21 protein-coding genes are annotated in these 26,358 nt (G+C 65.0%); all 21 read right to left on the bottom strand.

Annotated elements, in window-relative coordinates:
* Positions 1-2: 2 nt before the first annotated feature.
* Positions 3-6,497, bottom strand: coding sequence for a phage tail protein (locus MFF04_RS16720; protein ID WP_238277420.1), 6,495 nt, complete (start codon positions 6,495-6,497; stop codon positions 3-5).
* Complete coding sequence (locus MFF04_RS16715) at positions 6,497-7,045, bottom strand: tail assembly protein (protein WP_238277419.1); 549 nt, start codon at positions 7,043-7,045, stop codon at positions 6,497-6,499. Before MFF04_RS16715 ends, MFF04_RS16720 begins: the two co-directional genes overlap by 1 nt.
* Positions 6,987-7,367 (bottom strand): hypothetical protein, encoded by a 381-nt coding sequence (locus MFF04_RS16710; RefSeq protein WP_238277418.1) that lies wholly within the window; start codon positions 7,365-7,367, stop codon positions 6,987-6,989. Before MFF04_RS16710 ends, MFF04_RS16715 begins: the two co-directional genes overlap by 59 nt.
* On the bottom strand, positions 7,360-7,872 hold the full coding sequence (locus tag MFF04_RS16705; RefSeq protein ID WP_238277417.1) for an NlpC/P60 family protein: 513 nt from the start codon (positions 7,870-7,872) through the stop codon (positions 7,360-7,362). Before MFF04_RS16705 ends, MFF04_RS16710 begins: the two co-directional genes overlap by 8 nt.
* A gap of 30 nt (positions 7,873-7,902) precedes the next feature.
* Positions 7,903-8,412: a phage minor tail protein L gene (locus MFF04_RS16700; RefSeq protein ID WP_238277416.1), complete on the bottom strand. Its 510-nt coding sequence runs from the start codon at positions 8,410-8,412 to the stop codon at positions 7,903-7,905.
* A gap of 1 nt (position 8,413) precedes the next feature.
* A complete protein-coding gene (locus tag MFF04_RS16695) occupies positions 8,414-8,854 on the bottom strand; it encodes a hypothetical protein (RefSeq protein ID WP_238277415.1) in 441 nt (146 codons plus the stop codon).
* A gap of 1 nt (position 8,855) precedes the next feature.
* Positions 8,856-14,903, bottom strand: coding sequence for a phage tail tape measure protein (locus MFF04_RS16690; protein WP_238277414.1), 6,048 nt, complete (start codon positions 14,901-14,903; stop codon positions 8,856-8,858).
* Positions 14,893-15,018 carry a hypothetical protein gene (locus tag MFF04_RS21950; RefSeq protein WP_283206381.1) on the bottom strand — a complete coding sequence of 42 codons (126 nt, stop codon included), beginning with the start codon at positions 15,016-15,018 and terminating at the stop codon, positions 14,893-14,895. The genes MFF04_RS16690 and MFF04_RS21950 overlap by 11 nt, the downstream gene beginning before the upstream one ends.
* 113 nt (positions 15,019-15,131) lie before the next feature.
* Positions 15,132-15,575 carry a hypothetical protein gene (locus MFF04_RS16685; protein ID WP_238277413.1) on the bottom strand — a complete coding sequence of 148 codons (444 nt, stop codon included), beginning with the start codon at positions 15,573-15,575 and terminating at the stop codon, positions 15,132-15,134.
* A gap of 97 nt (positions 15,576-15,672) precedes the next feature.
* Entirely contained in the window at positions 15,673-16,449 is a 777-nt protein-coding gene (locus MFF04_RS16680) for a hypothetical protein (RefSeq protein ID WP_238277412.1), read from the bottom strand.
* Between the two features lie 311 nt (positions 16,450-16,760).
* Entirely contained in the window at positions 16,761-17,201 is a 441-nt protein-coding gene (locus MFF04_RS16675) for a hypothetical protein (protein WP_238277410.1), read from the bottom strand.
* Between the two features lies 1 nt (position 17,202).
* Positions 17,203-18,072 carry a hypothetical protein gene (locus tag MFF04_RS16670; RefSeq protein WP_238277408.1) on the bottom strand — a complete coding sequence of 290 codons (870 nt, stop codon included), beginning with the start codon at positions 18,070-18,072 and terminating at the stop codon, positions 17,203-17,205.
* A 4-nt stretch (positions 18,073-18,076) separates the two neighbouring features.
* Complete coding sequence (locus tag MFF04_RS16665; RefSeq protein WP_238277407.1) at positions 18,077-18,634, bottom strand: hypothetical protein; 558 nt, start codon at positions 18,632-18,634, stop codon at positions 18,077-18,079.
* A 4-nt stretch (positions 18,635-18,638) separates the two neighbouring features.
* A complete protein-coding gene (locus MFF04_RS16660; protein WP_238277406.1) occupies positions 18,639-19,367 on the bottom strand; it encodes a hypothetical protein in 729 nt (242 codons plus the stop codon).
* A 27-nt stretch (positions 19,368-19,394) separates the two neighbouring features.
* Positions 19,395-19,766, bottom strand: a complete 372-nt coding sequence (locus MFF04_RS16655) for a hypothetical protein (RefSeq protein ID WP_238277405.1) — start codon at positions 19,764-19,766, stop codon at positions 19,395-19,397.
* Positions 19,767-19,838: 72 nt separating this feature from the next.
* The gene (locus tag MFF04_RS16650; protein ID WP_238277404.1) at positions 19,839-21,047 is read right to left on the bottom strand and encodes a hypothetical protein; all 1,209 of its coding nucleotides are present in this window, start codon (positions 21,045-21,047) and stop codon (positions 19,839-19,841) included.
* Positions 21,048-21,148: 101 nt separating this feature from the next.
* The gene (locus MFF04_RS16645) at positions 21,149-21,565 is read right to left on the bottom strand and encodes a hypothetical protein (RefSeq protein WP_238277403.1); all 417 of its coding nucleotides are present in this window, start codon (positions 21,563-21,565) and stop codon (positions 21,149-21,151) included.
* A 49-nt stretch (positions 21,566-21,614) separates the two neighbouring features.
* Positions 21,615-22,775 (bottom strand): hypothetical protein, encoded by a 1,161-nt coding sequence (locus tag MFF04_RS16640; RefSeq protein WP_238277402.1) that lies wholly within the window; start codon positions 22,773-22,775, stop codon positions 21,615-21,617.
* Between the two features lie 86 nt (positions 22,776-22,861).
* Positions 22,862-24,436, bottom strand: coding sequence for a hypothetical protein (locus MFF04_RS16635; protein WP_238277401.1), 1,575 nt, complete (start codon positions 24,434-24,436; stop codon positions 22,862-22,864).
* A complete protein-coding gene (locus MFF04_RS16630) occupies positions 24,436-26,148 on the bottom strand; it encodes a phage terminase large subunit family protein (RefSeq protein ID WP_238277400.1) in 1,713 nt (570 codons plus the stop codon). The genes MFF04_RS16635 and MFF04_RS16630 overlap by 1 nt, the downstream gene beginning before the upstream one ends.
* The coding region (locus tag MFF04_RS16625; protein WP_238277399.1) for a hypothetical protein at positions 26,145-26,358 on the bottom strand (214 nt) is incomplete at its 5' end. The genes MFF04_RS16625 and MFF04_RS16630, both read right to left, overlap by 4 nt.

Here is a 26,358-nt window from a genome sequence, read left to right as displayed (position 1 = left end):
CGTCAGTCCCAGATGGCGAGGTAGCGGGCGTTGAAGTCGATCACGAACTTGCTATCACCCGAGCGCGCCCGACCCGCCGTGACCTCACCGAGGTCGACGGTGAAGGCCGAGAGCTGATTGACCGAGATCTTGTTCGCCGAGAGCGTGCCGACCTGCGCGTCGCCAATGGTCGCGGCCGCCATATAGACGCCGATGTTGCCAGAGTTGAGCTTCGCCATCTGGCCGCCGCCCGGCGACCAGGGGCTCAGCTCGGCCTGGTTCGGCAGCGCGACGCCGAGGTGGGGCTGGGTGAAGAAAAGATAGGGACTTCCCTGTCCATTGGCGTAGGCCTCTATCTGGATGCGAACGAACACCGTGCCGCCGGGCGCCAGAGCGAAGCAGCCCACACGCTTGTAGCCTGTCAGGTCGCTGCCGTTACTGTCATTGTTGACGACGTTGCTCGACGCCACCGTCGTGAGAGCGTTTCCGTTACCGTCCATGAACGCGATGACGACGCGAGCGCTGCAGCGATGAGGGTTCAGCCAGGCAGAAGCTTCCCAACGTTGGTTCGGCGTGGCCGGGTAGTAAATCCGACCATCGGCCCGGTTGGCATAAACGATGTAGACGGCGCCGTTGTCGCCGTTGGCGCCCCCGAGCCAGTAGGTGTGCCCGTTCGAGAGCGCGTAGGACGCACTCAGGTCGATGCCATAACCTGCGATGGTCGTGTTCGAGTAGTTCAGCCAGCCGGCCGTGCCGAGGTCGAACGTGGCGTTGTCGAGGACATTGGCGCTGCCGCCCGAGGCCAGCAGACCCGTGCCGGGAACGCCGATGCCCGCACCCCCGAGGCCCGTCGTGTCCATCACGATCTGGTTCTGCGCATTGCGGAAAATTGCGCCGTAGACGTTGCTTCCGTTGCCGCTCAACTCGCCCATCGCCACCCGGTTCACACCGTTGGTGTCGTAGACCATCAGGCGAGGACCGTTGGAGTTCTGAAGGTACATCCGGTCGTTGCCAATGTAGACGATCGCAGCCGTGATGGTGCCCGATGCGATCTTCTCGGCAACCAGGGAGCCGGCTGCGATCCGGTCGCCCTGGATCGAGTTCGCCTGCATGTGCTGCGTCTGGATCTGGTTCGCGGCAATCTGCGCAGCCGTGATCGACAAAGTCGTGATCTTGGTACCATCGATCACCGTGCCGCCGTAGAAGACGGCAAGACCCGTCGCACTCCCGGTGCTGGCCATGAGGACGAGGTCGGGGTTGGACAGGTAGCTCGGGTAGCTGTTAGTGTCGGCGGCAATGAAGACGCCTGCACCCTTCTGCCAGAAAATGTAGTAGAACCCGCCGCCCGTAGGCACACTACCAGCGCTAATCTGCGAGCTGGCGACCACACCACTATCGTTTATGTAGAGAACGTACCCAGCGGTCCACTGGATAGTGTTGGTCAGGTTCCCGTTGCCATCTCGTCCCATCTGGAACTCGATGCCGACGACGCTAATACCCCGAGCGCCAATCTGGATACTGTTGGTCCGGATCGAGTTCGCCTCGATAGCGCCACCGTTGATCTTGGTCGTGTCCGTGCCACCAAGCCAGGAGGAAAGCCGCGTCGCGCCCGAAACCGTGATGTTGGCCGCGGTCAGCACGCTCGCGTCGAGCATGCCGACCTTGATCGAGCCAGCGACAATAATCGCAGCATCGATGGTCCCCGCCGTGAAGCGGTCGGTCGTCATGCTGCCCGCGATGATGCGGTTGGCGTTGAGCGAGCCGGTGAAGAGGTTGGCGCCGTCGATCGCTGTGACGGTGGGGTCGACGTAGGGGCTCAGCTCGGTTTGGCCGGTACGAGCCCCCGCCCACATGATCGCCGAGACGAAGACGATGGGATTGACTGTTCCGTCCGCGATCAGGCGGAAGCTCGGCTTCGCGTAGACAGCGTTGGAGGGCGCAACAGCGATCAGGCCGACGCGCTGGAACGTCGAGATAGGGCCGCCCGTCGACTGATTATTGTAGACCGTCGCGCTGGCGGGCTGCGAGATGAAGTTCTGGCTGGCGTCAAGCCAAGAGATGTAGCAGAGCGCAGAGGACCGATGCGCGGAGACGGCGGCCGAGAACTCGTAGGTCTGGCCTCCCGTAACGCTGTAGAAGGTGTTGTTGCCGTTCCCGTCGATGCGATAGCAGTCCGCATCCATCACCTGACCGGAGGACGGTGTGCCAGTCGCATAGAGCTGCAGCTGCTTCGGGAGACCATCAGGCCCCCAGACGGACGGGCCAACCTGGACCCCGGTCGGGATCGTGATTGTCTTGTAGGCCACGGCGAAGCCGCGCATGCCCTGCGCGAGGTCACCGTTGAAGAACTGGTTGGCCGACTGGATGGCGAGCTTGGAAGCGGTGACTGCGCCCGCATCGAGCTGAGCGGCCTTGACGGCTCCGGCGGCGATAGCTCCCGCGAGGATTGAGTTTGCCCTGAGGTCGGCGCCGTCGACCTCTCTCGTCCAACCTAAGGTGCTGAAGCGGTAGAGCTTGCTGTCCGCGGTCAGGTAGGCCTGCCGACCGACGAAGTTGCCTGTCGTGGGGAGCACAGACACCGTCTCGACGAGCGCCAGGCTCGATGCGACCTTCGTCTGATCGATGATCCCGGCGCCGATCTGAGCGCCGACCAAGGCCACCGAGGTGGCGCTGACGGGTCCCGTGATAGAGGTCGAGCCGACCTTCGAGCTGTTGAACGGACGGACCCAGTAGAACTTGGTCCCGGTCGTCGACAGCGGATCCTGATAGGTCGTGTCGCGCGGGCTGAGCGTCGCGATCCGCGTCGCGTTGGCGAACACGTTCGAGGTGCCGGCGTAGACCTCGAGATAGCTCAGGTCGTTGTCCGTGGGATTGCTCCAGGACAGGTAGGCACGCTCGAAGCCCCCGACCGCCACGAGCCCCGTGATTGCTCCGGGCGGGGCCGTGTTGGCGGCCGAGGTGATCTCCGCGGTTGCCGACCACCCGGAGGCAGCGAAGCCGTCCTGGTTCACGGCACGCAGCTGAGCCTGGTAGACCGTACCCGGCAGAAGGTTGCGCTTCGTGATCGCCAGGCCGGCGCCCACGTTCTCGGCAGGCCCCCAGTTGCCGGTTGCCGTCTCTCGGAAGCGGACCTCGAAACGTCCGAAGTTCGTCGAGGGGCTTGCTGCCCAGGTCGCCGTGACCGAGGCCGAGACTTTGCCATCCACGCTCTTGTCGAGCGTGGTGCTGAGGCTCGGTGCGTCTGGAATGATGGGCGCGACGGTATCGATCAGGTCCGTGCCAATGCTGATCGACTTCTCGGCCGAGATATTGAGCCCTGACTTGCCGTAGCTGTCGTAAAGGGCCACCCGGACGTAGTAGGTCTTGCCCTTCTCGCCCTTGATGAAGACCGGGTTCAGCTCGCCGTCATAGGCAGGCACCTTCTGGAGCGGGTCGTAGCCGGAGGCCTGCTCCATCCAGACCAGGGCGCCTGCGATGTCGGTGGTCAGGGCAGGGCGCTCGTAGGAGACCACGACACTGAGCCCAGCCGGCTGGAGGTCGGGCACGACGGCAGGGGGAGCCGGCTTATTGACCGCGAGGGTGACCGGCTCGGAGAACGAGCCCGTCATGTCGATCGAGCGAACGCGAACCGTGAACGCGCGCAGGGCGACGCCGCCGTTCGAGGCCTTGTTCTGGGCGAGGGTGTAGGAGAAGACGAGCTGCCCCTCGACGCGCTCGGTGTAGAGCACGGCGCCGGCGCCGTTCAGCACCTCGACGATGTACTTGATGACGAGCGGGTCTTCCGCTGCCTCCCAGGTGAACTGGGGGTTGATGGCGTAGAAGAGCGGTGCAGCCGGCTCGTTCACGAGCCGAAGGTTCTTCGGCGGCGCGACCGATCGGATCGAAGTCGTGCTGGCGACGACGTAGCTCACCGTGACCGGCGGGCTCTCGGTCACGTTATCGAGGCCGACTGCGACGATGGACAAGATGTAGGTGCCGGCGGCCGGAGACTCGATCCGGTAGAGCGTGTCGCTGGGCTCGGCGACGAGGCTCATCGGCCCCTGATTGAAGGACTGGTAGACCCGGTAACCGCGGTTGAGCTTGGTCTCGGTCGGGTTCCAGGTGGCGAGCAGGTTGTAGCGTCCGTCCGCAGTGATCTCCGGCACGATCTGGGCGCCGGTGACCGGGTAGACATAGCGGGAGAGGGGGCCGGTCTGGAGCGCTACGAGATCGCGCAGCTCCACCGTTCCGTCCACGAAGGCCCACTTCAGGCGATTGACCTCGATCGCCGTGATCTCGATCTGGTCGGGCTCGTCCTTGTCCTGCGTGATGGAGACGATGCGGAACGGCTTGGGGGCACCGATCGAGAAGACGGCGTACTCGGGCAGCGGCTCCGAGAGGGCCTGCGAGAGCTGCAGCTGGCTCTGCAGGCCAGGGGTCGCCACCGTGAGCGGGTATGTGACGACCTTCAGACCCCCATTCCCGTTCGAGAGGGTGAACTGGATCGAGTAGGAAACCCCCGCCTCGAGATAGATCTGGTCGCGCAGCGGCAGGACCGAGGTCCCGGTTGGCAGCGCCGCCGAGTTCTTGACCCGGCCGGAGATGACGTTGGTCGACTGATCGTCGGCGATGAGGATGACTTGGAAGGGCAGCAGGTAGCGGCCCATCCGGTTCGTCTTGAAGGAGACGATGATCTTTTCGGTCAGCGACGTGGCGAGCCGCAGCCGGCCGCGCTTCACGGCCTCCTCGGGATCGCGACAGCCGACCGCGACGAACTCCTCGGCGTTGCGGCCGTTCACATCGATCGTGTTCTGGTCGTAGACCCGGACACGATCCTCTCGGTAGTTCAGGCCCGGGTTTTTGAACGAGACCTTGAAATCGTTCTTCCGCTCGGCCGCGTCGGTGAAGGAGTAGGAGAACGACCCCTCGACTGTGTTCTCGGGCGCGAAGATCGCCTGCGCGACCTGGTCATCCGCGTCCCAGATCACAGTCGAGTATCCGTCGCCGCGGTCGACGTATCGACCGCCGGCGATGCCGACGATGTAGTTGATCAGCTCGTTGGTGGAACGAGGGTCCTGGATATACTCGTTGAACCGAAAGCCGTGGGCCGAGCAGTGCTTGCCGAACTCATAGAAGTCCCACTGATCGGGGACCTCGGGGTAGTAGGCGTTCTTCCCGTACCGAGAGTTCTTGATGAAGTTGTAGGCGTGCCAGGAGGGGTTGTTGGTGTAGGCGATCTTGAATGTGCCGTCCCAGATCCCCGGGAACTCCGAGAGGTTCGTCGTCTCGTTGAAGACGTGGTTCGACGGCACCGGGACACGGATACCCCGATAGACGCCGGTGAAGTCGGGGACCTGCGTGAAGGTGTCGGTGGCCTTGATCGTCAACCAGGCAAGGGCGAGATCCGGGAACGACACGACGTCTCGCTTCACCTCCTGGATGCTCTCGAAGGTGATGTTGCGGACGACGGTCTTGTCCGAGACCGGGCTGATGCGGGTCAGGCGGACGTCATAGGGCTCGTTGATCCGCGCGACCGGGATCCGATAGTCTTTGGGGTAGGGCGACCGAGTCAGACCGGCGATCTGGATCACGCCCGGGGCCGCGATGGCCGGCGTGTCGAACTGCTTGGTCGAGACCCACGACGTGTCGTTGAAGGCGTAGACCTGCTCGCCGGACTGCGGCGTGAGCAGGAAGTCGCCCACGCCTAAGGTTCCCGGCGGCGGCGCGGTGCCGCTGGGGCTATACCAAGCGGTCCGCGAAGCGCCGTCGTAGTCGGTCCAGGTCCAGATCGCGTACCCGCTGCGGCTCCCGGAGGCCAAACCGTTCGGGACCTGCCAGGACGTGCCGTTCCAGATGCGCGGGCTCCAGGGCGTGAGGTCCGACAGGAACCACATCGCACCGGTTGCCTTGGGCACGGGCTGCGTGGCGGTACCAGGCGAGACGTAGGTCTCCCGGTAGCTGTCGTTGATCACCGTGCCCGGGGTCGACGCACCCGGACGATAGTTCGAGGCACCCGACGTGTTCTCGACGGGGGGAGGGGGCTGGTTGTCGAAGGGGATCTGCCAGGTCGAGGCCGAGCGCGGCTTGATCTCGATCTTGAACTCGACACCGGTCGGGAACTCGCCGCCTTCCGCCGAGAGCGACAGCAGCTGCTGCACGACGATGCGAATGTCGATGTAGTCGATCTGGGTCTTGTCGCCCTGCGTGACGATCGCCTGCCCAGCGGTGCGCAGCTCCAAGCCGACGTTCTTCGACGACGACAATCCGCCGAGGTTGAGCCGGATGCTGTCGGCCGGGTTCGTGCCGCGCAGCATGCGCAGCTCGAAGTTCGAGATGTTCGGGGTGTTGCTGCCCTTGTCGAGCAGAGGGACGTCGCCGACGTAGAAGCTCGCCGCCCCATCCACGAAGCCGTCGATCGGCCCCTCCGAGATCGCGAGCAACAGCTCGACGGTGTCGGTCGCGAACAGGGTGTCGTCGTGCCGCGTCGCCTTTCGGCTCGTCGTGGTCGAGCCCTTGCGCCCCTTCAAGCCGAGAGCCATCAGACGACTCCGGTGTCGACGGCGTCGATCTGGAAGGACAAGTAGTGGCCACCCACACGGTCCTGGCCACAGAGGATCGGAATACGCGTGCCGATCTCGACCGTGTTCTTGGGAGCGCCGAGATAGTGGTTCTTCTTCTCGGGGGCGTCCTTGTTGTCGCGCTTCGGCGTGTTGAACATCTGCAGGATGCCCCCCAGCACCATCAAGATACCGAGCTTCAAGAGGATCGGACCGAGCACGGGGCCGGTCACGAAGCTCGCCGCCACGAGCACAGCCCCGATGATGATCTGAAAGAAGCCACCGTTCTTGCCGCCGTTGAGCTGCGGGAAGATGTGGAGGTCCTGCGGACCGCCGGGCGAGATCAGCTCCTCGACGGTCTCGAGCCCCGCGACCTTGACCCGAAGGGGGCCGGTGATCGCGTTCCCGCCGAAGCCCGGGATCTGACGAGAGATCGCCTTCAGGGCTTCGGCGGGGGTGGCAGCATGGATCTCAAGGATCCCCGGATGAATGCTCTTCAGCGCGCCGTGAAGGTGGATACGTCGCAGCACGAAGCACTCGCCCTTGCTCTACGACGTAGCAAGCAACGCCGTCCGAGCCGACGATATAGTGCTGCAGGTGGGGGTAATTCAAGAATGAGACAAGATCATCCCGGGTGAGATTACAGTCTGTCCCGGTATGGGTGTGCCAGGATGCAGTCACAACATCTTCGTACTTCATAAGATCTTCGCCGGAGATGTCGAAACCATCGGCCGGCTCGTGGCACATGTTCTTCACCTCGACGATCTTGTCGTCCACGACGAAGCCGCAGCGCTCCGGGGCCAGTAGATCGTCCTCGTAGAGCACGAGAAGGTCCGCGATCAGGTCAGACATCGAGAGTCCCCTGTCTCGCGTCCTCGATCATGTCCCGGATCCGCTGAGGGACCAGTTCCATGGCGTCGATCTCGGTCTCCTGCAGGAACTTGGTGCCGTCGACCTGCGGGTGCCGCAGGACAGCAACCGTCGTGTCTCGCCACAGCGGCCGGCTGTACGGCTCGATCTGCGAGAGCGCACCCAGGAAGTGATGGAGGATCTGGCCGCGCGGCAGTAGGATGGCGCCATGGTTCGCCACCTCGGACCGGATGGCCATCAGGATCACGTCGCCGGGGAGCCAGTCCTGCGGGCGGCCATGGACAAGGCCGAAGCCGGCCCAGGCGTAGTGGTCGAGATAGAGATTGAGGCTCTTGCCGTGCGCGTCCTTGTCCCACCAGCTGTCCGGCCGGGCGAGGTCAGGCACGTCGATGCCGAAGTTCATTGCGTAGAAGCGGCGCATCAGCGAGTAGCAGTCGTTGACGCCGTGCTCGAACTCGAGCCCGAGAAGACCATCCGTCTTGATCATGGCAGGGATGTAGGTACGAAACGTACCGCTTCACAGGGTCACGAACGGGAAGCCGTCGCCGGGCGTGAACATGCGGGCCGGGATGAGCTGGTCAGGGACATCCGAGAGGGCACGCAGCTCGAAGCTGATCGACTGCCCGGAGATGAGGTCCATGACGCGGCCGATGAACCAGATCTCGTTGTTGGCGATCGGAAGCCCTCGCTCGACGTGATCGCGCAGGACCGTAAACTTCTGCAGGATCGCGCTATCGAAGCGGCCGGCGAAGGCAGCGTCGTTGAAGATGCCCAGCGGGTTGACGAGCTGAAGGGTCGGTCGATTACGCTCTTCCTCGGACGAGCGGGTGAAGCCCGACATCTGGCAGGGCAGGTGGTCCCACACCTTCCCGTTCCAGGTCGTCGTCTGTCCCTGCGGTCCATCGCGAAAGCGGATCACCGCCGTCGCGCCGTTCGGCACGTTCTTGAGGGCGATCTCGAAGAAGACGACCTCGCCGTCCGCTGTGAGCTTGAGGCCCTCGTCGACATGGGAGCTGGGAACGGGCATGTCAGGCGTCCAAGTACATCAGCTCGAGATCGAAGGGTTCGACTTGGTGCAGGCGGTAAGAGGTGCCGGCGACGGTCATGCCGCCAATCTCTCCCGGCGACGTCTTGATGGTCTTCGGCATGATCAGTGGCTTCGTGAACCGAACGATGACGTTCCCCTTCGTGGCGTGGGGATAGGTGAACGGCTCGTACATCCTCACCTTCTTGTAGAAGGTCTCCAGGGCATAGATGTTGAGCTGTGGGAAGACGGTCTTGTTGGGACCATCGCCGGCATTGAGCTGCCACACGAACATGCTGGGAAAGTTCAGGTGAACGAGGACCTCGTCCGGTCCAGGGGGCTTCGCCGCGAAGCGGTAGCCGCGCCCGAGCTTCAACGACGAGCTACCCGGGTACTCGTCGTTGGGGGTGTGGTAGGGGAAGTCGAAAATGTCGGAGACAGCCATTTCAGCCTCGCGTGGCCACGCTCTTGACCAGCTCCTTCAGAGCCCCGCCCTTGCGGATGTTGTTGCCGACCATGTGGACGATGTCCTTCTCGCTCGGCGGCGGGACCTGCTCGGGGGGAACGACGTAGACATTGGCGCTCGCCGAGGCGCCGCCCAGGCGCCTTGAGGTGTCGATCGGCGGCGCCCGGCTCACCATGGTGTTGCCCAGGGCATTCATCTGCTCGAGTTTGTCGCGGCCGATCGCGTCGACCGCCGACTTCCGCAGCATGAACTCGCCGGGCATGGCGTAGACCATCTTGCTGTCTCGGTTCGCCAGCGCGGCGTCGGAGACCGGCACCGTGCCGCCGCCGGCGCGCCGGATCACGCCACCGAGGGCGGCGGCCTGGGTGCCTCCGAAGAGCGACGAGAAGAAGCTCGTGATGCTGCCGCCGCTGCCTCCGCTCAACCCCTCGCCGCCGAAAATCGAGCGGAAGATGCTGTTCGTCAGGCTCTTCGAGATCGACGACATCAGGCCGCCGAGAATGTCGGTCGCAAACTTCTTCAGCGCATCGCCGGCCTTCATCGATCCGTTGAACAGGTTCGTCCAGAGGTTGTCGAAGGAGTTGCCGATGACCGTCAGGCTCTCTTCGATGCGCTTCTGAGCCTCGACCATAGGGTCGACGAGCCGACCCTGAAAATCGACGATCCCACGGCTCTTCATGAAGGAGTCGACGGCGCCGGTGCCCGCCTCGCCGAGCGTGCGCTCGGTGCGCGCCTGCTGACGAGCGAGGTTGTTGGTGGGCTCGAGCCGCTTCTGCTGCTCGGTGACGTCGCGCAGGCGCTCCCGGATCGCGAGGGTGTCGCGATCGGTGTCAAGGCCGACCGCCTTCATTTGCTTGAGGGTCTCCTCAAGCGCGATGATCTTGGCCTGGTTGGCGGCGTACTCGCCCTCCAGCTCCTTGCGCTTCTGGAGGGTGTTGATCTCGTCGTTGAGCTGGTTGATGCGCTCCGTGTTACCGGCACGAGCGATGTTCTCGGGGCGCTCGAACTCCTTGCGAGCAGCGATGAGCTGCTCGAGCCGGTCCGTGATCTCCTTCAAGCTCGCCTTGCCGGCGGTCTCGGCCTGGTTCAGGCCCTGCTGGGAGTAGAGGTCGGCGAAGCGTCGGCGCGTCGCGGCACGAGCCGTCTCGCGGTCCTCGTCGCTGCCGCGATCCGGCTGGTTCTCGTCGCGCTGGCGGGCATTCTGAAAGAGCTGGCCCAGGGTCGTGAAGGCGTCGCGGTTCGCGTCGATGACACGGGCGGGATCCTGGACCCGCTTCGCCAGGGTCAGCTGGGTGTCGTACTGCTCGCTCAGCGCCCGATCCTGCTTGCGCAGGTCCGCCAGCATGCGCTCGCGGTTCGCCTTCTCCTCGGCGCGCGCGTTGGCCTGCCGGCGGTTCTCGAAGTCCTCCGCGGTCCGGTCATCGGCCGTCTGCTGCCGGCGGGCAGTCTCCGTCGCCCGGCTCGTGGGGGAGGGGTTCCCGACAGTGGTCTCGGCGTTTCGGTACTTGCGCAGGATGTACTGGACGAACTCTTCCGCGGTGATGTCGGAGCGGAAGTCCTTGCCCATGTTCCCCCGGACGGCATCGAGCCCACGGATGTCCGTGGCCAACCGATCGCCGCCGCGCAGCAGGCTCAGGGCGCCGCCGGCGCCCTGCTGATGCATGAGGTAGAGCTCCTCGTTCGTCGCCTCCCTGCCCATGTTCGAGCGGAAGGTCCCGGCGTTGCGCTGAGTGAACTCCTGGAAGGCGCGCATCTGCGCCTCGAAGCCGACATCCACATTGCGGGTGCCGTACATACGCTCCCAGGTCGAGGGCAGGAACTGGAAGAGCCCGGTGGCGCCGGCCGATGAGCGGCGCTCGCCCGAGATCACCCGAGGATCATAGCCGCCGGTCTCGATCTGCCCATTCGCTAGGGCATAGCGGATGCGCTCCTCGCTGACGCCCTGCCCCCGGAGGGTGTCGACGATCCGCTGCTGGGTCGAGCCGCCCCGATAGGTCGTGCCGGGGACGACGTCCGGGATGCGGATGTCGCCCTTCTGAACCTGGAGAGCGTTGATGCTTTTGCCGATCGCAGCGACCTCGCCGAGGAGACGGTTGATCTCCTGCACGGCCGCGCGCATCTGCTCTGGGGTCGAGCGAACGTCGTCCCGAACCTTCTCCAAGCCCTTGATCTGGTTCTCGATCAGGCTCTTCCGGTCCTGCTCGCCCTCGATCTTGTAGTTGAGGATCTGGTCCTGGAGCCGCTTGTGGATCTCGCCGTAGGTGACCGTCAGCTGGTCGAGCTTCGCCTTGCCCTCACGCTGGATCTCGTCACGCCGGGCGCGTAGCTCGGGGTTCTTGTTGACGATCTCCTCGGGCGTGTTGCCCTGCTCGATCTGGAAGATCTGCTCGCGGGCCGCATTGATCTCGCGCTGGATCTGCTCGGCCATCGCGCGAAAGCCGGCCACCCGGGTGGGGTCGCCGGACGCTGCAGTCTGACGCTGGATGAGCGCGAGCTGCGCCTCGTCCGAGCGGATGCGCGCGTTCAGGACGGCCTTCTGCTCCGGCGCGCTCGCCGAGAAGCGATCCCGCACCTCCTTGCTCTGCCCACGGACGATGGCCTCGAGCCCCGTGGTGACCTCGCGATAGGCATCGTCGGCCGCCTTGCGGAGTTGCTCGCGCTCCTCGTCGCTGCCTCCACGAGCGACGATGGCGTCCTTCAGGACCTTGATCTGGTCCAAGACGCCCTGCGCCTCTCCCGAGACGACGCGGGCGGCGGCGCGCATGTCCTGGAGGCCACCGAAGCCGGCGCGACGGCTGGCCTCGGTGACGCCAGCGAGCTGCTGGCCCGAGAGGCGGTCGCGGGCCGAGCGGACCGCGGCGAACTCTGAGGTATCCTGCAGGCTGGCCGCGCGTTCGGCGGCTTGCGCCGTCCGGCGCTGCTGCTCGGTAGCCTGGATGTCGGTCGCCGTCGCCACGACCTCGTTGAAACGAGCGAGCGCCGCCTCGACCGCCTTGACCCGGGCATCCAGACGGTCGGCCCCTGACTTGTATCCGGCGATGAGCGCACGCGTGGCCTGGGTCCGCAGCTCATCGACCTCACGGAGCGCGGCCGTTCGGTAGGGGGCCGCGCCGCCGAGCGGGTTCTCGCCGAGGAGGCGCGGGTCACGGATGACCTGAGCCATGGTCGAGTAGATACCCGGGCCGTTCCGGTCGAGCCGCTGGATGTCGGCCAGCGGATCGACGTCGATGAGGGCGCCCATCCCAGCCACGTCGCCGGAGGCTGTCCCGACCGTGACCTGCGATCCCCGGGCGCGAGCGGCCTGAAGTCGGTTCAGCTCCTCGATCTTCTTGCTCAGGACCGAGATCTGCTCGGACAGCAGAGTGGGGAGCTGCGTGTTCAGCTCGACGCGCAACCCCTGCAGGCTCTTGATCAGCTCGTCGACCGAGGTACGGGCCGGGTCGGCGGCAAGACCGATGTCCCCGAACGCCTTCTGGGCCTCGATCACCGCCGTCTCACGCATCAGCGGATCGCTGTTGAGCTTCTCCCGGCGGTCGATCAGGGTCTGGATCGTGCGGTCCAGGTCGGTCGAGCGCTGCTGGAGCGTCGACTGCCGGGACGTCAGCTCGTTCTCGGACCGCTTCAGGATGTCGAGGGCGACCTGCGCCTTCTCGGCCTCCGACTGGAGCGTGGTGAGGTAGTAGATCAGCCCACCGGCGCCCGCCACCGCACCGGCCGCCAGGCCGACCGGCCCAGAGAGCAGCGCCAGAGCACCGCCCGCCCCGAGCATAGAGGTAAAGCCGGCCACGAGCTGGCCGATCTTCACGGCGGCGATGGCTGTGGCGATGGAGCCGAAGCCAGCGGCGATCACAGGCAGGATCGGGCCGAGCTGGTTCAGCTTCTCCAGCATCGTGCCGGTGCCGCCGGCCGCCGCGGTCAGGACCTTCACCAGCGGGGCAAAGGCGGTGTCCACGAGACCGAACACGATGTTCGTGAGACGCTGGCCGGCGGACGACAGGCTCTCGTTGGCCTTGGCCGCCCCTTCCGTCGCTGCGGAGGTGAGCAGAAACTCCTTCTGGAGGGTGCTGAGCTTGTCGGCCTGCCCGACGAGAGCCGAGAAGGCCGCCGCGGCGCGCAGATCCATGGAGCGAAGCGCCTCGGCGGTGCCGAAACCGGCCTTCTGCAGGTTCTGGAGGACGCCGGAGAAGCCCTGGGTCCGTAGGTCGACATCCGCGAGGTCGATCCCGACCTCCTTCAGGACGCTCCGCAGCTTGTCGGACGGTGCGGCTAGTTCCGTGATGAGCTGGCGCATGCCGGTGCCGATCGTCGACCCCGACTTCACGCCGGCCTGGGCAATGGCGCCGATCGAGGCGGTCAGCTCCGTGAAGCTCACGTCGCTGTCGCGCGCGATGTTCGCGGCGTACTGGATGCCCAGCTGGAGCTGGTCCATCGTCAGCTTGGTGCGGTTCAGCGCAGCGACGAAGACGTCGGCGACCTCGGCCGCGCGCCCGGCCTCCATGTTGTAGGCACCGAGCACGCCAGTGATGGCGGACACGCTCTCCTGCAGGGTCGAGCCCGACGCAGCCGCGAGATCCACGACGGGTTTGAGCGCCTTCGTGACCTCGCTGGCGGCAAGACCGGTCTGGCCGAGGGAGATGGCGACCTGCGTGAGATCGTTGACCGAGAACTTGCTGGTCGCGGCCACCTCGAGGAGGTTGGCGCGGAAGCCAGCCATCTCCGAGTTGGCCGCGCCGGTGATCGCTTGGAACTTGACCAGGTTCTCGTCGAAGGCGACGAGCGCTGCCATCGCCCCAGTGATCGCGCTCGTCAGCAGGCCGAAGGTCGCGTAGTTCGCGGCGAGCTGCGCCTGGAACGCGAACTGCTGAGCCCCACCGTCCAGATCGAAGGCAGCTCGACGCGCCCGGAAGCCCTCCCGGGCGCCGAACTGAAGCTGCTCGTCCGTCTTCGGTGTCGCGGCGCCTACCGCCGCGCGACGCTCGGACGCCCAGGTGCGCAGCAACGCCTTCTGGTCATTGATCGACAGGTTCTCCTGCGCGATCATGCGCTGGAACTCGCCCCGCTCGACCCCGTAGCGGTTCACGAAAGCGGTATCGCGCGAGACCTGCCGAAGAGCGGTCTCCCCTGTCAGCCGGCGGTCACGATCCTTGTTCTCGGTCTCGGCGTTGGCGCGCTCGCGCACAGCCTGCAGCCGGCGGATCCGATCCACCTCTTTGTTCTCGGCTTCCGCGGTCTCACGCTCCCGGCGCGCGCGCAGCCGATCGGTGGCGTCACGGTCCTTGTTCTCGGCCTCGGCCGTCGCCCGCTCCCGCAGGGCCTGGACACGAGCGATGGCCTGCCGATCAGCGAAGGCGTCGCGCTCTGCGAGCGTGCTGCCTTCGCCCAGCCGCCGGACGGCGCGCTCCGTAGAGATGCGCGCATCAGCGATAGCCGCGTCGGCCGAACCAGGCACGGCCTGCCGGACAGCTCGGATCTGGACCCGCTGCTGGGCCGCGACCAGGGCACCCTCGACGGCCTGGCTGGTCGACGTCAGCAGGCGCTCCATCGCCTTGCCTGTCGCCAGGGCGAGCCGCGCGGTGAGCTGATCGGTGGTGGTATTGATGCCGGTGAGGGCATCCTTCAGAGCGTTCTCGGCAGCACGAGCCTGCCCGACCGTGCGGCCATCGGCGACCCGGCCCTCGGAACGGACCCGATCCACGGCGCCGCGGGCTACGCTCAGCTCCCGCTGAAGCTGAACCTCCTTCGCGAGGCTGTCGTTGTACTTGGCCTGCTCGGCGTTGAGCTTCTCGATCCGGCCGAAGGCGCGGGTCTCCGCGGCCGACCCGGGCGCCGCCTTCTCGGCGGCCTTCTGCGCTGCGACGAGGTTGTCCTTGTAGTCGGCCGAGGCCTTGACGGCCTTCTCCATCGTGGTCCGCATCGCCTCCGCGGCGCGCAGACCAGCCGTCATCGCCTCGAAGGTGCGCCGGAGAGAGGCCTCCAGCTCGTTCGAGCCGACGTCGAGGTCGACATTCAGATGGTCTTCACCCGCCATTGACCATGCGCGCGAACGCCATCATGTCGTCCACGCTCTCCAGCTGCTTGGGCTCGGACTTGGAGCCGCTGAACATGCGGCCCACGACGAAGAGCAAGCTCTCAGTCGTGGACATGGCCTTGACCATCTCGAACCGGATGAACAAACCGGACACACGACGAAGATCATCGAGTGTCTTTGACCAGTACAGTTTGGTCAGGTCGCTCGGGTGACATCTGAAAGCGAGGATCAGGCTGTCTTCCCAGCTGAGTTCCCCGAAGAAGTCAGAGATGATGCGACAGCCTGTAGCTTCGCCGCGTTGCTCGCCAGGAGAGTCGCGCTCTTGTCGAACCGGCGGACGAAAAAATCCAGCGCATGCGCCCCGATCCAGTCCAGGATCTGCTCGGCGACCTCGGGCTGGATGTGATGAACCGAGATCGCGTCCGATCCGGCCTCCGAGGCCGACAGTACAGCGCCCCGCTCATCCCGCGGCGCGAGCACGATCTCCAGCGCCGTGAGCGCCGTCTGTGGGTCGAACGAGAGGTTCGGGACGCCCTCCACCCCTCCGACGAGCGCACTGATCTCGTTCAGAAGCCCGAAGCTCATGAACAGCTCGCGGCTCTCATCCTTGTCTGGGTCGAGCTTGATCTTCAGACGAGGCGGTGGCGCGGAAGTTGATACTGACACGATCAAGGCCTCATCTGCTGGCTTTCTCCAATGTGGGTGCGAGTGGTCAAAAGAAAAGGCCCCGTTTTCACGGGGCCTTTTCTCGACATGATCGATTTTGTTCTTACCGGTTGAAGATCTGCATCCGCTGCCGGAAGTCCGCATCGTAACCGGGGTCGGTCGCGACGGGGACCAGCGGCGTCCACTCGAACGGGAGGTTCGAGAAGTTGTCGGAGCTGAAGCCCATCGCGAAGCCCTTCGTGATCCGGCACTTGGGGAAGTGCAGCACGACGGGCGTCGAGAGATCGACGGCGATGCCGACGACACGAACGGCGAAGTAGTTGTTCGCCTTGGCCGGGTCGGCGTCGATCTTATTGAACTCGCCGACCCGGGCGTTGGTGGTAAAGGACAGACCGGTGGGGACCGGATAGCCGGTGAAGGTCACGGTGTTGGTCGAGATCGCCGACACCTTGAAGATGTGGATCTGGTCGTCCAGGGCCTCCTGGATATAGCCCCAGTCGCCGACAGCGAAGGTGTTCGCGGCGGCGGTCGTGAAGGACGTGGCACCAGCGGCCACCGCAGCGGTGATCGCCTGGGGCGGAGCCATGTCGACGAGGCCGGTCGGATCCTGCGACAGGCCGTAGGCGAGGTTCCGGGAGGTGTACTCGTACACCTCACCGGAGCCCGTGATCGGCATGCCGTTGTTCACGCTCGCGACAACATCGTTCATGATGCCCTGAGTCAGGTCCACTTTCGAGGGCGTAGCCTCGACGCGGACGTTCTTGACCAGGCCGACCGAGTGCGTGAGCGGGTTCATCGCCTTCTGCTGCGCCATGGGCGCGATGAGCAGCGAGGCGGTCGAAAAGTGGAAGCGACCCGTGAGGGCGGTGCCGGGTACCATGGAGAAATCTCCGTCTCAGGGTCTGAAAACTGTCGCTTGCAATATTGGCTCTGAGCCCCATTTTTCCAAAGCAGAGCCCCTAAAATCTATGGGAAGATCAAGATCTATGCCCAGGCAGAGCCAATCGAACGTCGAACGTCCTCTGACTGTCATGGTCAAACCCGATCTTGATGCTGTTCTTCGGGCACGCGCCGTCGCGAACCATCGGAGCGTCACGAAGGAGATCGTGTTTCTGATCGAGACGGCTCTCGGTTGTACCTCAGAGAGCGTCCGGGAGACCGTGCATCTGCTCTACAAGATGAATGCCGAGGTCACGTCTGAGCCGGTAGCGTCCCCGCTCGCGTGACGCGCGCGCTGACCTGGATGTCGAACGTCGGACGATAGTCCACGCGCGTCATCGGCGAGACGGAGGTTCCGTCGAAGATCACGGCCTCGAAACCGGTCCGTGATCCATCGTCGTTGAACATCGGGAACCGCTTCTGCGCCTGAAGACGCTGATAGAAGAGGTCCGCGTAGTTGGTCGCTCGGACAAGGCTGGGGTCGTCGATGACCATGATGCCGATCCCGAAGTTCAGGTCGTGGAACTTGTCGTTCTCCGTACAAGAGAAGCCAACAAGACCGACGAGATCCTTATTCGGAAGCTTGAAGTCTTCGGCATGACCATCCCACTCCGTGTACTGAACGTCGGAGCCGAACTGAGCTGCCGTGTCGATGATCATTCGGACCGTCGATAGGCGAGCGATCTTGAACATCTTAGGTCACCTTCTTGACACGCCGGCTCAAGGCCTTCCGCAGGGACTTGTCCAGGACTATGGGGAGTCGATTGCTGATCCAGAAGATCAGGGTGTTCTGGAAGAAGGGACGATGGGTGCCATGCGGGTTCTCGAGCTTGTAGAGCAGGGGATGCTTGGGATCGCGGTCCGGTGCGCCGACCTTCTTGAGGTATCGGACGAACAGGCTCTCGCTTCGAGCGCCCCCGTCACCATAGGCCCCCGGAAGCGATTGAGGGCTCACGCCGGCCTTCTCCTTGCCGGACGCCTGGGCAAGGATGGAGAGTGACACGGTGACCTTCCGAGGACCTCGTCGCACGATGATCTTCGGGTCGACGAGCGAAGCCAGGGCAGGGCCGAAGTAGTCGAGGAGGACCTTGCGCAGGTTGCCGGTGTCCACGAAGAAGGTGTCCGGCTGGCCGGCAGAGACCGCGCCCCGGCGCCGCCGGCTCGACACCATCCGGCGGCGCTTGTTTTCCAGCGTTCGCTTGGTGAGAGCTACCCACTCGACGGTCGTCTTCCCCTTAAGGCGTGAGGAGGCGCTATCGGTCGAGGAGACCGCCGATGCCCGGCTGATGCCGTCGAGCGCCGTCGTGATGGTGCCGCTCGCCGGTGACCGGATCTTGGTGAAGACGCGGGCGGCCTGCGAACCGAAGCGATCGGCGTCTTGAGCAATGTCCCGGACGATGTCATCTCGAGCGGCGAAGATGCCTTCGGCGGTCCGCTCGACGCCTTTCTTCTCCGCCTGAGCACGCAGCAGCTCTACGCTCTTCGCGGCTACGAAGCTGGGGTCTTGGTCGACTGTGTTGGCGCGCCTACCGCCGACCCTGAACAGGAGGGTGAAGTCAGGCACGGCATCACTCGATCTCGGCGATCGAGACCCCCAGCGCCGGGTTCAGCCGCTTCACGGTCTTGCCGTTCACGACGTCGCCAAGCTGCACGCGGGCGCCCGTGATCAGCCGCAGCCGGTCGGTGGGCACCCGCAGGCCCGGGTCCTCGTTGCCATGCGTGTAATTCTCGATCGACACCCAGATCGGTCCCAGCTCCACGAAAGCTCCCGCCGCCTGGGGGAGTCCGGTGACAGGGTTCATCGTGGCGCTAGCCCGCCGCTGCCAGGAGACCTCTGCGGTCATCTGGAACAGCACGAAGCAGCGCGACACGACATCGTCGTGGGCGAGAGGCAGCTCCCAATTACCGACGAGCATGATCCGGTTCGCTGGGTCCTGGAAAAGATCACGCGCCTTGACGGGCTCGCGCGGGCGCGTGCGCAGACCGAGCCGCGGTAGAACGAAGACGCTGGTCGGCAGGGCGGTCGGGTTGACCGGAAAAATGACGCCGCGAAAGCGGGTCGCCTTGCCGAGCTTCTTGAGCCAGATCTCATTCTGCGCCTGAAGACGCGACAGCAGCTTCGGCACGGGCTCAGCCCCCGATGCTGGTGGCGGGCGCGACGCCGGTGACCGGATCGGTCGTGACGATGCCGAGCTGCAGGGCCGGGATGGCTCCCACATCGGGTCCGACGTAGCCCATCTCGACGGCGATCCCGGTCAGCTCGTCGGCAGTCGCCGCCACCAGCGCATCGAAGGTGCCAGCCTCTTTTAACCGCTCGAACTTGAGGGTCCCGTCCGTCTTCGACTGCGCGATCCGGTATCGCAGGCCCGGGAAGAGCAGCTGAGCGGCCGACAGCACGACGGCGCGTGTGGCGCGCACCTCGGCCAACGTGCCAGACGTCAGCGCCGCCTCCAGGCGATCCTTCCCTACGAGGCCCTCGAGGACCAAGCCGGCCGCGAAAAGATCAACCTCGTCGTCGCGCAGCTCGTCCTCGTTGATGCCGAGGTAGGCTCGGACATCGTCCGGCACGACGCTGTGCAGGGGCAGCTCGACGACGCGGTAGGCGAGGCGCTTCTGGTAGCCACAGCCTTCGGCCGTGAAGGTCACCACGACCTGCCGGCGCTCGAAGCTACGATCCAACGCGATGGTCTGGTGAATGGCGAGGATGGGGATAGAGACCCCGGTGGCGTCCGCCTCCGGGGCCAGAGCCTGAGCGATGGTCAGTGGGGCACCCGCGCCATCATACAGGCTGTACTTGACCGAGCCGACGTCCGGGACCACCAGCCCCTGTGGCGCCTCGAAATCGACCCAGAGCGTCACGGGGGTTGAAGGTAGGACGTCCACAGGTCACTCCTGCTTCGACGCTGCGGGGCTGGCCTGACGGCCCTTCTTCGGCGCGTTGTGCTCGACCTGCTTGGTCGAGGGCGGGACGGGCTTGCTCTCGGGCCGCCGGGCGCTCTCGGCGTCCACGGGGTAGCGATCCAGGAAGCTCGCGAGAGCCAGCTCCTCGTCACCATCGCTGGCAGCGAGCGTCTCCAGCCATTCCGCATCCGTCGCCTCGTCGTTGACCTGAGCGTGAACCTCGACCTTCCCGAGCGAGATGAACTCGGACCAGTGCAGGGACTTCTCGACCACGGTGATGCCGTCAGCACGGACCAGCTCCTCGCGGGCCGAGTTCATGAGCTGGAACGGGCCGTTGGTACTGACTAGGATCTTCATAGGTGCGACCCTCCGCGAAATAGTCCCGCCGCACACAACTGCGCGGCGGGTGCTCGAGACAGCGCCTACAACTTACGCGTTGTAGTTGTAGATCTCGCGGGTGTCGCCGAAGACCAGGCGGAAGCCGGAGACCTCCGACTTGACGTAGGTGATCGACTGCTCCTGGATCGCGCGCTCGCTCTCGTTGATGAGCGAGCCCGCCTCCGTCAGCTGCTCCAGGGTCTCGGACCGGCGGATGCCGATGAGCTGTCCGGCCGGCGCCGTGGTGGAGAGCACGAAGTTGATCTGGCCGTTGAGCAGCGGCACACCACCGATGCGGAAGCCGGTCGCCGCGAGGTTCTCGGCGTCGGTCGTGGTCGCCGCGCCCGCGGTCGGCAGGGCGAACATGAACAGCCACTGGATGTAGCTGTCCCAGTTGCCGACGACCGTGTCGATCGGGACACCGGCCTTGGCCCGCGACACGAGCCACTGCAGGAGGTGCAGGTAGGAGATCCGTCCGGCGGTCGCGTTCGGGACACCGGGCGTGCCGTTGAAGGACGACTGGGTCTTGACGACGGCGGCCGGGTTGACGGTGTCGCCGTTGACGAGCAGCTCCGTGGCGAGGCCGACCTTCGACAGCTCCAGCTCACGCATCATGCGCGCCGCATAGGGCGTGAGCAGGTCGAGGCGGGAGCGCCGCTGGAACTCGTAGGAGGTCCGGTAGCCGCCGCCGATCTTGTACATCTTGACGCGCTTCTCGCTCGTCGAGATGGACCCGATGCGGAACCGGCCGAACTCGGTGACCGGCCCGATGACCTTGAAGTCGTCGGCGTTCTCGTCGTTGATGACCGTCGAGATCATCTCCACGCCGTTGATGGTCCGGCTGGAGCCGACGAGCGAGGGCAGGGTCTCGTAGTCGACCTGGCGCGAGGTCGAACGGATGAGGTCGTCCACGACCTCCGGGAACAGCGCCCGGGTGCCGGGGCTGTACTGGAAGGTGTCCGAGGCGAGGTCGAGGGTGACGCCGCTGTCGAAGTCGTCGCCGATCGGCAGGTTGAGGAACTTGAGCGCGGCCTCGTAGCCGTTCAGCTCCTCGTAGTTGTCGCGGTTCTCCGACTTCGTCGGGTCGATGGCGAGCCGCAGGTAGTCGCGCATCTCCAGGCCGTAGGAGCGGGCGCTGGAGATCAGCTGCTTGCCGGCCCGGATCGAGCCGTCCTCGTCGTTGCGCAGCGCCAGACCGGCCAGAAGGCCCTCAGGGGACTGGCGAGCCGCGGCAAGCTCATGCAGGGGGCGGATGGTCATTGTCCCGTACTCCTCGGGCTGTTCTTGGTACGGAACGTACCACTAGGGTTGAACACAGTTGTTGCGTTGGGCCGACCGAGTAACGACCCGGTCGGTATTGATCAGAGCTTGACGATGGACGCGTACTTCACGCCCTTGATCGTCAGAACCTCGGCGACGAAGACGCCGGGGCTGTTGCCCGCGACACCCTTCTTCACGAAGCCGTTACCGGCGCCGACCACGGGATCGCCCTGAGCGAGGGTGTCGTTGGCGAGGATCGGGACCAGCTCGGAGAACCGGAACTGGGCGGTGATCATGCCGCGATCCTCGTAGACGTCGATGCGAGCCACGCTGCCGTGGATCTGGGCACCGTCCGTCAGGAGCTTCATCCCGCAGGGGACCGCCGGGTCCGGCTCCACGAGGCGGCCCAGAACGTCGGTCTTGCTGATGCCGTTGGGCAGCGTGAAGACCATCGTGCGGTTGAAGGGCTCGTTCTTGATCGAGTGGACGTGAACGGTCTTGTGGAAGGGGGCGGACATGGCCGTTGGCTCCTGTCAGATCGTGTTGCGGGGCGGCGGGAGCCGGCGCTTACGAGGCGCGCCGCTTGAAGCCGGCGTTGCTGTTGGAGCGGGCGGGCGCCGAGCCGAGCTGAGCGAGGCCGCCGGACAGCCGGGCGCCGATCGCCTTGACGCCGTCGAGCGCCTCGCGAACCTGCGTCACGGCCTTGTCCGGGTCGGCATCGAGCGTCGCGCTCGTCTGGCCGAGCATGGTGAAGAGCGGGGCGACGAGCTTGCCGGGGAGGGCGAGCGCGGCGTCGAGCTTGGTCTGGAGGTCGGTCGCCTTGGCCTCGGCGGCGGTGAGCTTCGCGGCCTGGTCCGAGCCCTTCAGCTCGGTCAGCTCCGACTGCGCCGCGGTGAGCTGCGTCTGCAGCGCGTCGGCGCGCTCCTTCTCGGTCTTCGCCGCGGCCTCGGCGTTGGCCAGCTTGGTCGCGTTCTCGGCGATGATGCCGGCGAAATCCTTGGCGTCCATGTCGAATAGGTCCTTCTGCGGGTCGGTCTTGATCGGCGTCGGCGCCGCCGACCCGGTGGAAAGCTCGAGGGTCAGCTGGGGGACCTCCTGCCCTGAGGCCGAGAGCTGAAGCCGGTTGCCCTTGATGCGGGCACCCTGCGCGCCGCCCTGGCCGACCAGACTCATCTCAAACCAGCTGTCCAGTTCGTCGACAATCACATGCGCCCCGTCGTGGCCCATGCGGTTGCCCTTGTCGTCGACACCGCCCCAGATGTTCTCAATGTCAGCCTTCGGCCCCATGAAGTCGAAGCCGGTCTTGTTGGACTTCGCCGACTTGCCCAGGATCGCGACGCTCACCTGGTCGATGGTGCCCGAATTGACCTTCGCGATCAGATCCGAGTGGGTGTTGTCGATCCAGAACAGGGTCAGCAACTCGGTCGCGCCGTCGATCCCCGTTCCCTCGGAGATGTTGCCGGCGAAGACCCGCCCGATAGGGAGCTGATCTCCGTCCGAGCTGCCGTGCATGATCTGCAGCGGCCGGCTCTCCTTGGTCAGCTCGCCCAGCATCTGGGCGAGGAAATTCGTCGTGTGGACCGCACCCATGTAGACCGGGTGCTTCTTGCGGACGGGCGCCGTGGAAAGCGCCGCGGCCTCGAAAATCGCCACCTTCTCCGGGTCGACGTCCGGCGCCGCGGACTTGACGCGGGCCTTCAGTTCGTCGTTGAGGGTGAGCTGCTTCACAACAAGGGGTCCGTGTTGAGCTTGCAGCGAGATAGGAATAACCGCCTTATGCTTCAACACGACAGCAACGTACGTGCCCCTAACAATTAGGGGTCAGTACGTTGCTCCTCGATCATCTTGTAGGCTTGCCCGGTGAGACTTGCCATCGCCAGGCGTCGCGTCTGCCGGCGGTTGGCGGCCGTGGCGCGCGTGCGCGGCGGACTCGAGGCACGACCGACACTGTCCGTCTTCGGGCTGACGTCCTCGGGCTTCGCCTTGGTCGTGCCCGAGGTATCGCCGGCCGGCGCGCTCTCGATGGCCGACAAGAAACCGGTCCCTGAGAGCTGCGGAGCGCCCGGCGGCGGCAGTCGCTTGTAGACCCAGAGATGGTACTCGACGTCCGTGATGAGGCCGTCCGAGAGGTCCTGGCGCAGGCGCTGCGAGCGAAGCGTGAGCTGCGGCTCGAGTTCGGTCCATGGGCGCAGCTCGGCAGGATCGAACTCGACGCGAGCGAAGCCCTGGTAGCCGTCCTGGTGCAGGACGAAGGAGAACATCCGACCGTAGAAGTCGGCCAGGGGCTCGTTCAGCTGGTCGGCGTAGAGAGCGGCCAGGCGCGCCTCGACGGAGCCCGTGTTCACGCCCGAGCTGCCTCGACCTAGGATCGTGCTCATGGTCTTGAGTGCGGCCTGGTTCTGGGCGTTCAGCACCTCGATGATCGGCGTGATGTTGAGCGCCGTCCCCGGCGCCTTGTCATTGAGCATCTTCAGCTCGACGGCATCCGAGTGGACGAGGCTCTGGTCTACCGCGATGTTGTCGAAGGCGGACTGGATCTCGCCGTAGCGCGCATTCAGCCAGTCCTGCTTCTCCTGCTCCCTGCCAGGCTGGCGATAGGTCGCCGGCATGTTCTTGGTCAGGATCTCCTCGAGCACCTTGATCTCGATGCGCGGATACCCGGTCGCGCGCATGATGCGGTAGAGGTCGTTGATGACCTGCTGTCGCGCGGCGATGGTGTTGATCGCCGAGACGAACGGGGAGACGGTGTAGATCGCGGTGGGATCGCGCCGATAGAACGCCACCATGAAGGCGGGCGTGTCGATCGGGACAGGATCCGAGACGCCGGGCACGACCTGGCCCGGCTTGTAGTCGCCGGGCTTCTTCTCGACCCAGCGGATGCCGGCCATGTCGACATTGCGAATATGGTCGGGTGTCCCGGCCTTATCGAAGACCAGCTCGCCCCCGATCGCGCCCCGCATCAGGAGCATGTAGCGAAGCTCTTCAGCCTGACGGTAGATGCCCTGCCGAAGCTGAAAGCCGAGGGTATAGTCCGTCTGGTGAGAGAGCTTCGTCACGAGCTGCTGCAGCTCGCGGCTCTTCTCCTCGTCGACATTGCCGTCCAGATCCTCGGCGTAGACGATCATCTGGGTGTCGGCGAGCGTCAGGTAGCCGTTCACGGTCCCGGACATGTCCGGGTCGTTCTGCATCATCTTCTTGATGAGGCTCTGGCTGTTGTCCGCCAGACGGTCCTGAAAGAGATCGTCCTGGTGGTCACGGTACTGCGGCAGCGTCAGGACCTGATCCGCGTTCTGCGGATTGTAGGTCGGCGTGTTCGCAGTACCGCCGGCACGCGCCTTCTTCTTGAAGGGTACGATCGCCAGCAGCTTCGATGCAAGATTGTCGGCCACTAGCGTAGAACCCCGGCATGATCAGCGCCACGAAATATGGGTCGACCGACAGGCTGGAACAACCGTGAGCCGCCTCCTAAGAAAACAGAAGATCTTTGATCGGTCGAAAACTCGATGCCCGCACGCAGACGAACTGCCGTCTGCTGCAAAGCAGCGGCATGCAGAAAGTGATCATCTCCATTGATCTTGTTCCAGACCGGAGGCTCGTCGGGAGCCTCGATGCGGATCATGTCACGGAAGTGGGTCTTCACGAGCGAGGCGAAAGGACCGTATCCGGCCAGCTGCCAGGTGCGGAGCCGGCACTGCTTCGCGACCAGATCGAGAGCCTGCGTCCGGTTGATGGTGTAGTGGGTGATCACCTCGAACTCGTCGACCTGCTCCTTCACCGCCGGCGCGACCTTGGACGTCGAGTAGGCCATAGGCATGATCACGCCGTTCGTGACGTCGCGGATCGCCTCGGCGGTCGGGGTATAGGGGTACATGTCGATGCCCCCCTGGATGATGCCCAGCGTCTCCACGCGGCCCTTCACGAACTCGACGATGTCGTGCTGTGGAACCTGGTGGAACTCGAGGAGAGCGTTCGGCTTCCCGATGACGACGTGACAGGTCTGCCCGACGTCGCAGCCCAGGAAGAGGTCGCCCGATCCCAGCTCGCCGGCCTCGACCTGCCGAGGCGTCATGATGGCGATGAGGTCTTCCTCGCTGATCCGGGCGTTGCTGTCGTTGAAGGCCTCGCCGATGACGGTGTTGTGCCAGCCCTTCAGATTGTCCTTGCGCTGGTACTCCAGCAGCATGCGGAAGATGTAGGGGATCGTGATCGTGGTGATCGAGAAGGGCCGGACGCGATAGCCCCGGGCTCGCCGCGAAGGGAACTCCGGGATCCACTCGCGCCCGGGCGCGCCGAGATCGAGCGGCCGGGAGCACTTCTCGCAGCGGACGTAGGTGCCGTCCATGTCGATGGCATCGACCTGCTCCTGAGAGAGCTTCGAGAGATCCTCATGGTCTCCTCGCAGCCCCGGCAGGCAGAGGAACCGAGGATGGAAGATCGGCACCTGATGGTGCCCGCAGGCACAGCGGATGAACCACTCGTGCTTGTCGGACGCCTGGTAGGCGGCGTCGATCCCGTAGCCGAGGTAGGTGGGCGTCGAGAAGCGCTGCGTGATCTTCCAGAGCGAGCCCTGGAGGCGCGACTGGAAGAGCGAGCGCATGGACTGGTCGGCCAGATCGACCTCGTCCTCCATGAGGATGTCGGCCGAGATTGAGGTCGCCTCGCCCTCGGTGGTGCCGGTGATGTACCCGAAGCTCTCGTCGACCTGATAAAGCCCCTTGTGACGCACGGGCTTGGCGACCATCGGCCCGTTGAAGATGGACTCGCCATCGATCAGGGTCTTGATCCGGGTCTGCGATAGGCGGTCGCGCATTGGAAGCGTGGGCATCGAGAAGATGCCGGACGTTCCGACGTTGCGCTTCAGGAAGCCGAAGAACTTCCGCATCTGGACCTCGGTGAGGCCGATCTGCGAGAGCTTCATGCACGTCAGGTCGGGATGCATGTCGTCCACGATCTGACGCTGGAACTCGAACCCCTTGAAGCTGAACGGCCGCTGCCGGAGCTTGGTGTTCGATCCGATCCACTCCGACATCGACATGGTCGTGCTGTCGTCGGGAAAGCGCTCGTCGAGCCCCGCGATGAAGGTCGTCAGGTGCGGGTTCACGGCCGAAGGCTCTCCTCGGCCAGCTCTCGCTGGAAGGCCTCGAGCAGATGGTCGGGCGGCGCGCTTTCGCTCCACAAGGCCGGAGCGGGGGCCACAGAGGGCTCGAAGATCCAGGGGATCTCAGGGATCAGGAAGGCCTGGGCGAACTGCCCCGCGTCACGCCGCCGCCCGAGGCCCTTCAGTTCGGGCGTCGGCGTGACGCGGGGCAGT

It is taken from the genome of Methylobacterium jeotgali (genome assembly GCF_022179345.1).
Classification (GTDB): Bacteria; Pseudomonadota; Alphaproteobacteria; order Rhizobiales; family Beijerinckiaceae; genus Methylobacterium; species Methylobacterium jeotgali.
Note: the sequence above shows the minus strand (reverse complement) of the source record. Positions and strands in the feature narration are given on the sequence as shown.

What these genes read in the sequence shown, in the direction of transcription:
- MFF04_RS16705 (WP_238277417.1), bottom strand. Translation starts at nt 7,872, where the DNA reads ATGATCAAGACGGATGGTCTTCTCGGGCTCGAGTTCGAGCACGGCGTC.
- MFF04_RS16655 (WP_238277405.1), bottom strand. Translation starts at nt 19,766, where the DNA reads ATGAAGATCCTAGTCAGTACCAACGGCCCGTTCCAGCTCATGAACTCG.
- MFF04_RS16650 (WP_238277404.1), bottom strand. Translation starts at nt 21,047, where the DNA reads ATGACCATCCGCCCCCTGCATGAGCTTGCCGCGGCTCGCCAGTCCCCT.
- MFF04_RS16695 (WP_238277415.1), bottom strand. Translation starts at nt 8,854, where the DNA reads ATGGCTGTCTCCGACATTTTCGACTTCCCCTACCACACCCCCAACGAC.
- MFF04_RS16680 (WP_238277412.1), bottom strand. Translation starts at nt 16,449, where the DNA reads ATGGTACCCGGCACCGCCCTCACGGGTCGCTTCCACTTTTCGACCGCC.
- MFF04_RS16720 (WP_238277420.1), bottom strand. Translation starts at nt 6,497, where the DNA reads ATGGCTCTCGGCTTGAAGGGGCGCAAGGGCTCGACCACGACGAGCCGA.
- MFF04_RS16700 (WP_238277416.1), bottom strand. Translation starts at nt 8,412, where the DNA reads ATGCCCGTTCCCAGCTCCCATGTCGACGAGGGCCTCAAGCTCACAGCG.
- MFF04_RS21950 (WP_283206381.1), bottom strand. Translation starts at nt 15,018, where the DNA reads ATGTCCACGACTGAGAGCTTGCTCTTCGTCGTGGGCCGCATGTTCAGC.
- MFF04_RS16675 (WP_238277410.1), bottom strand. Translation starts at nt 17,201, where the DNA reads ATGTTCAAGATCGCTCGCCTATCGACGGTCCGAATGATCATCGACACG.
- MFF04_RS16645 (WP_238277403.1), bottom strand. Translation starts at nt 21,565, where the DNA reads ATGTCCGCCCCCTTCCACAAGACCGTTCACGTCCACTCGATCAAGAAC.
- MFF04_RS16710 (WP_238277418.1), bottom strand. Translation starts at nt 7,367, where the DNA reads ATGTCTGACCTGATCGCGGACCTTCTCGTGCTCTACGAGGACGATCTA.
- MFF04_RS16690 (WP_238277414.1), bottom strand. Translation starts at nt 14,903, where the DNA reads ATGGCGGGTGAAGACCATCTGAATGTCGACCTCGACGTCGGCTCGAAC.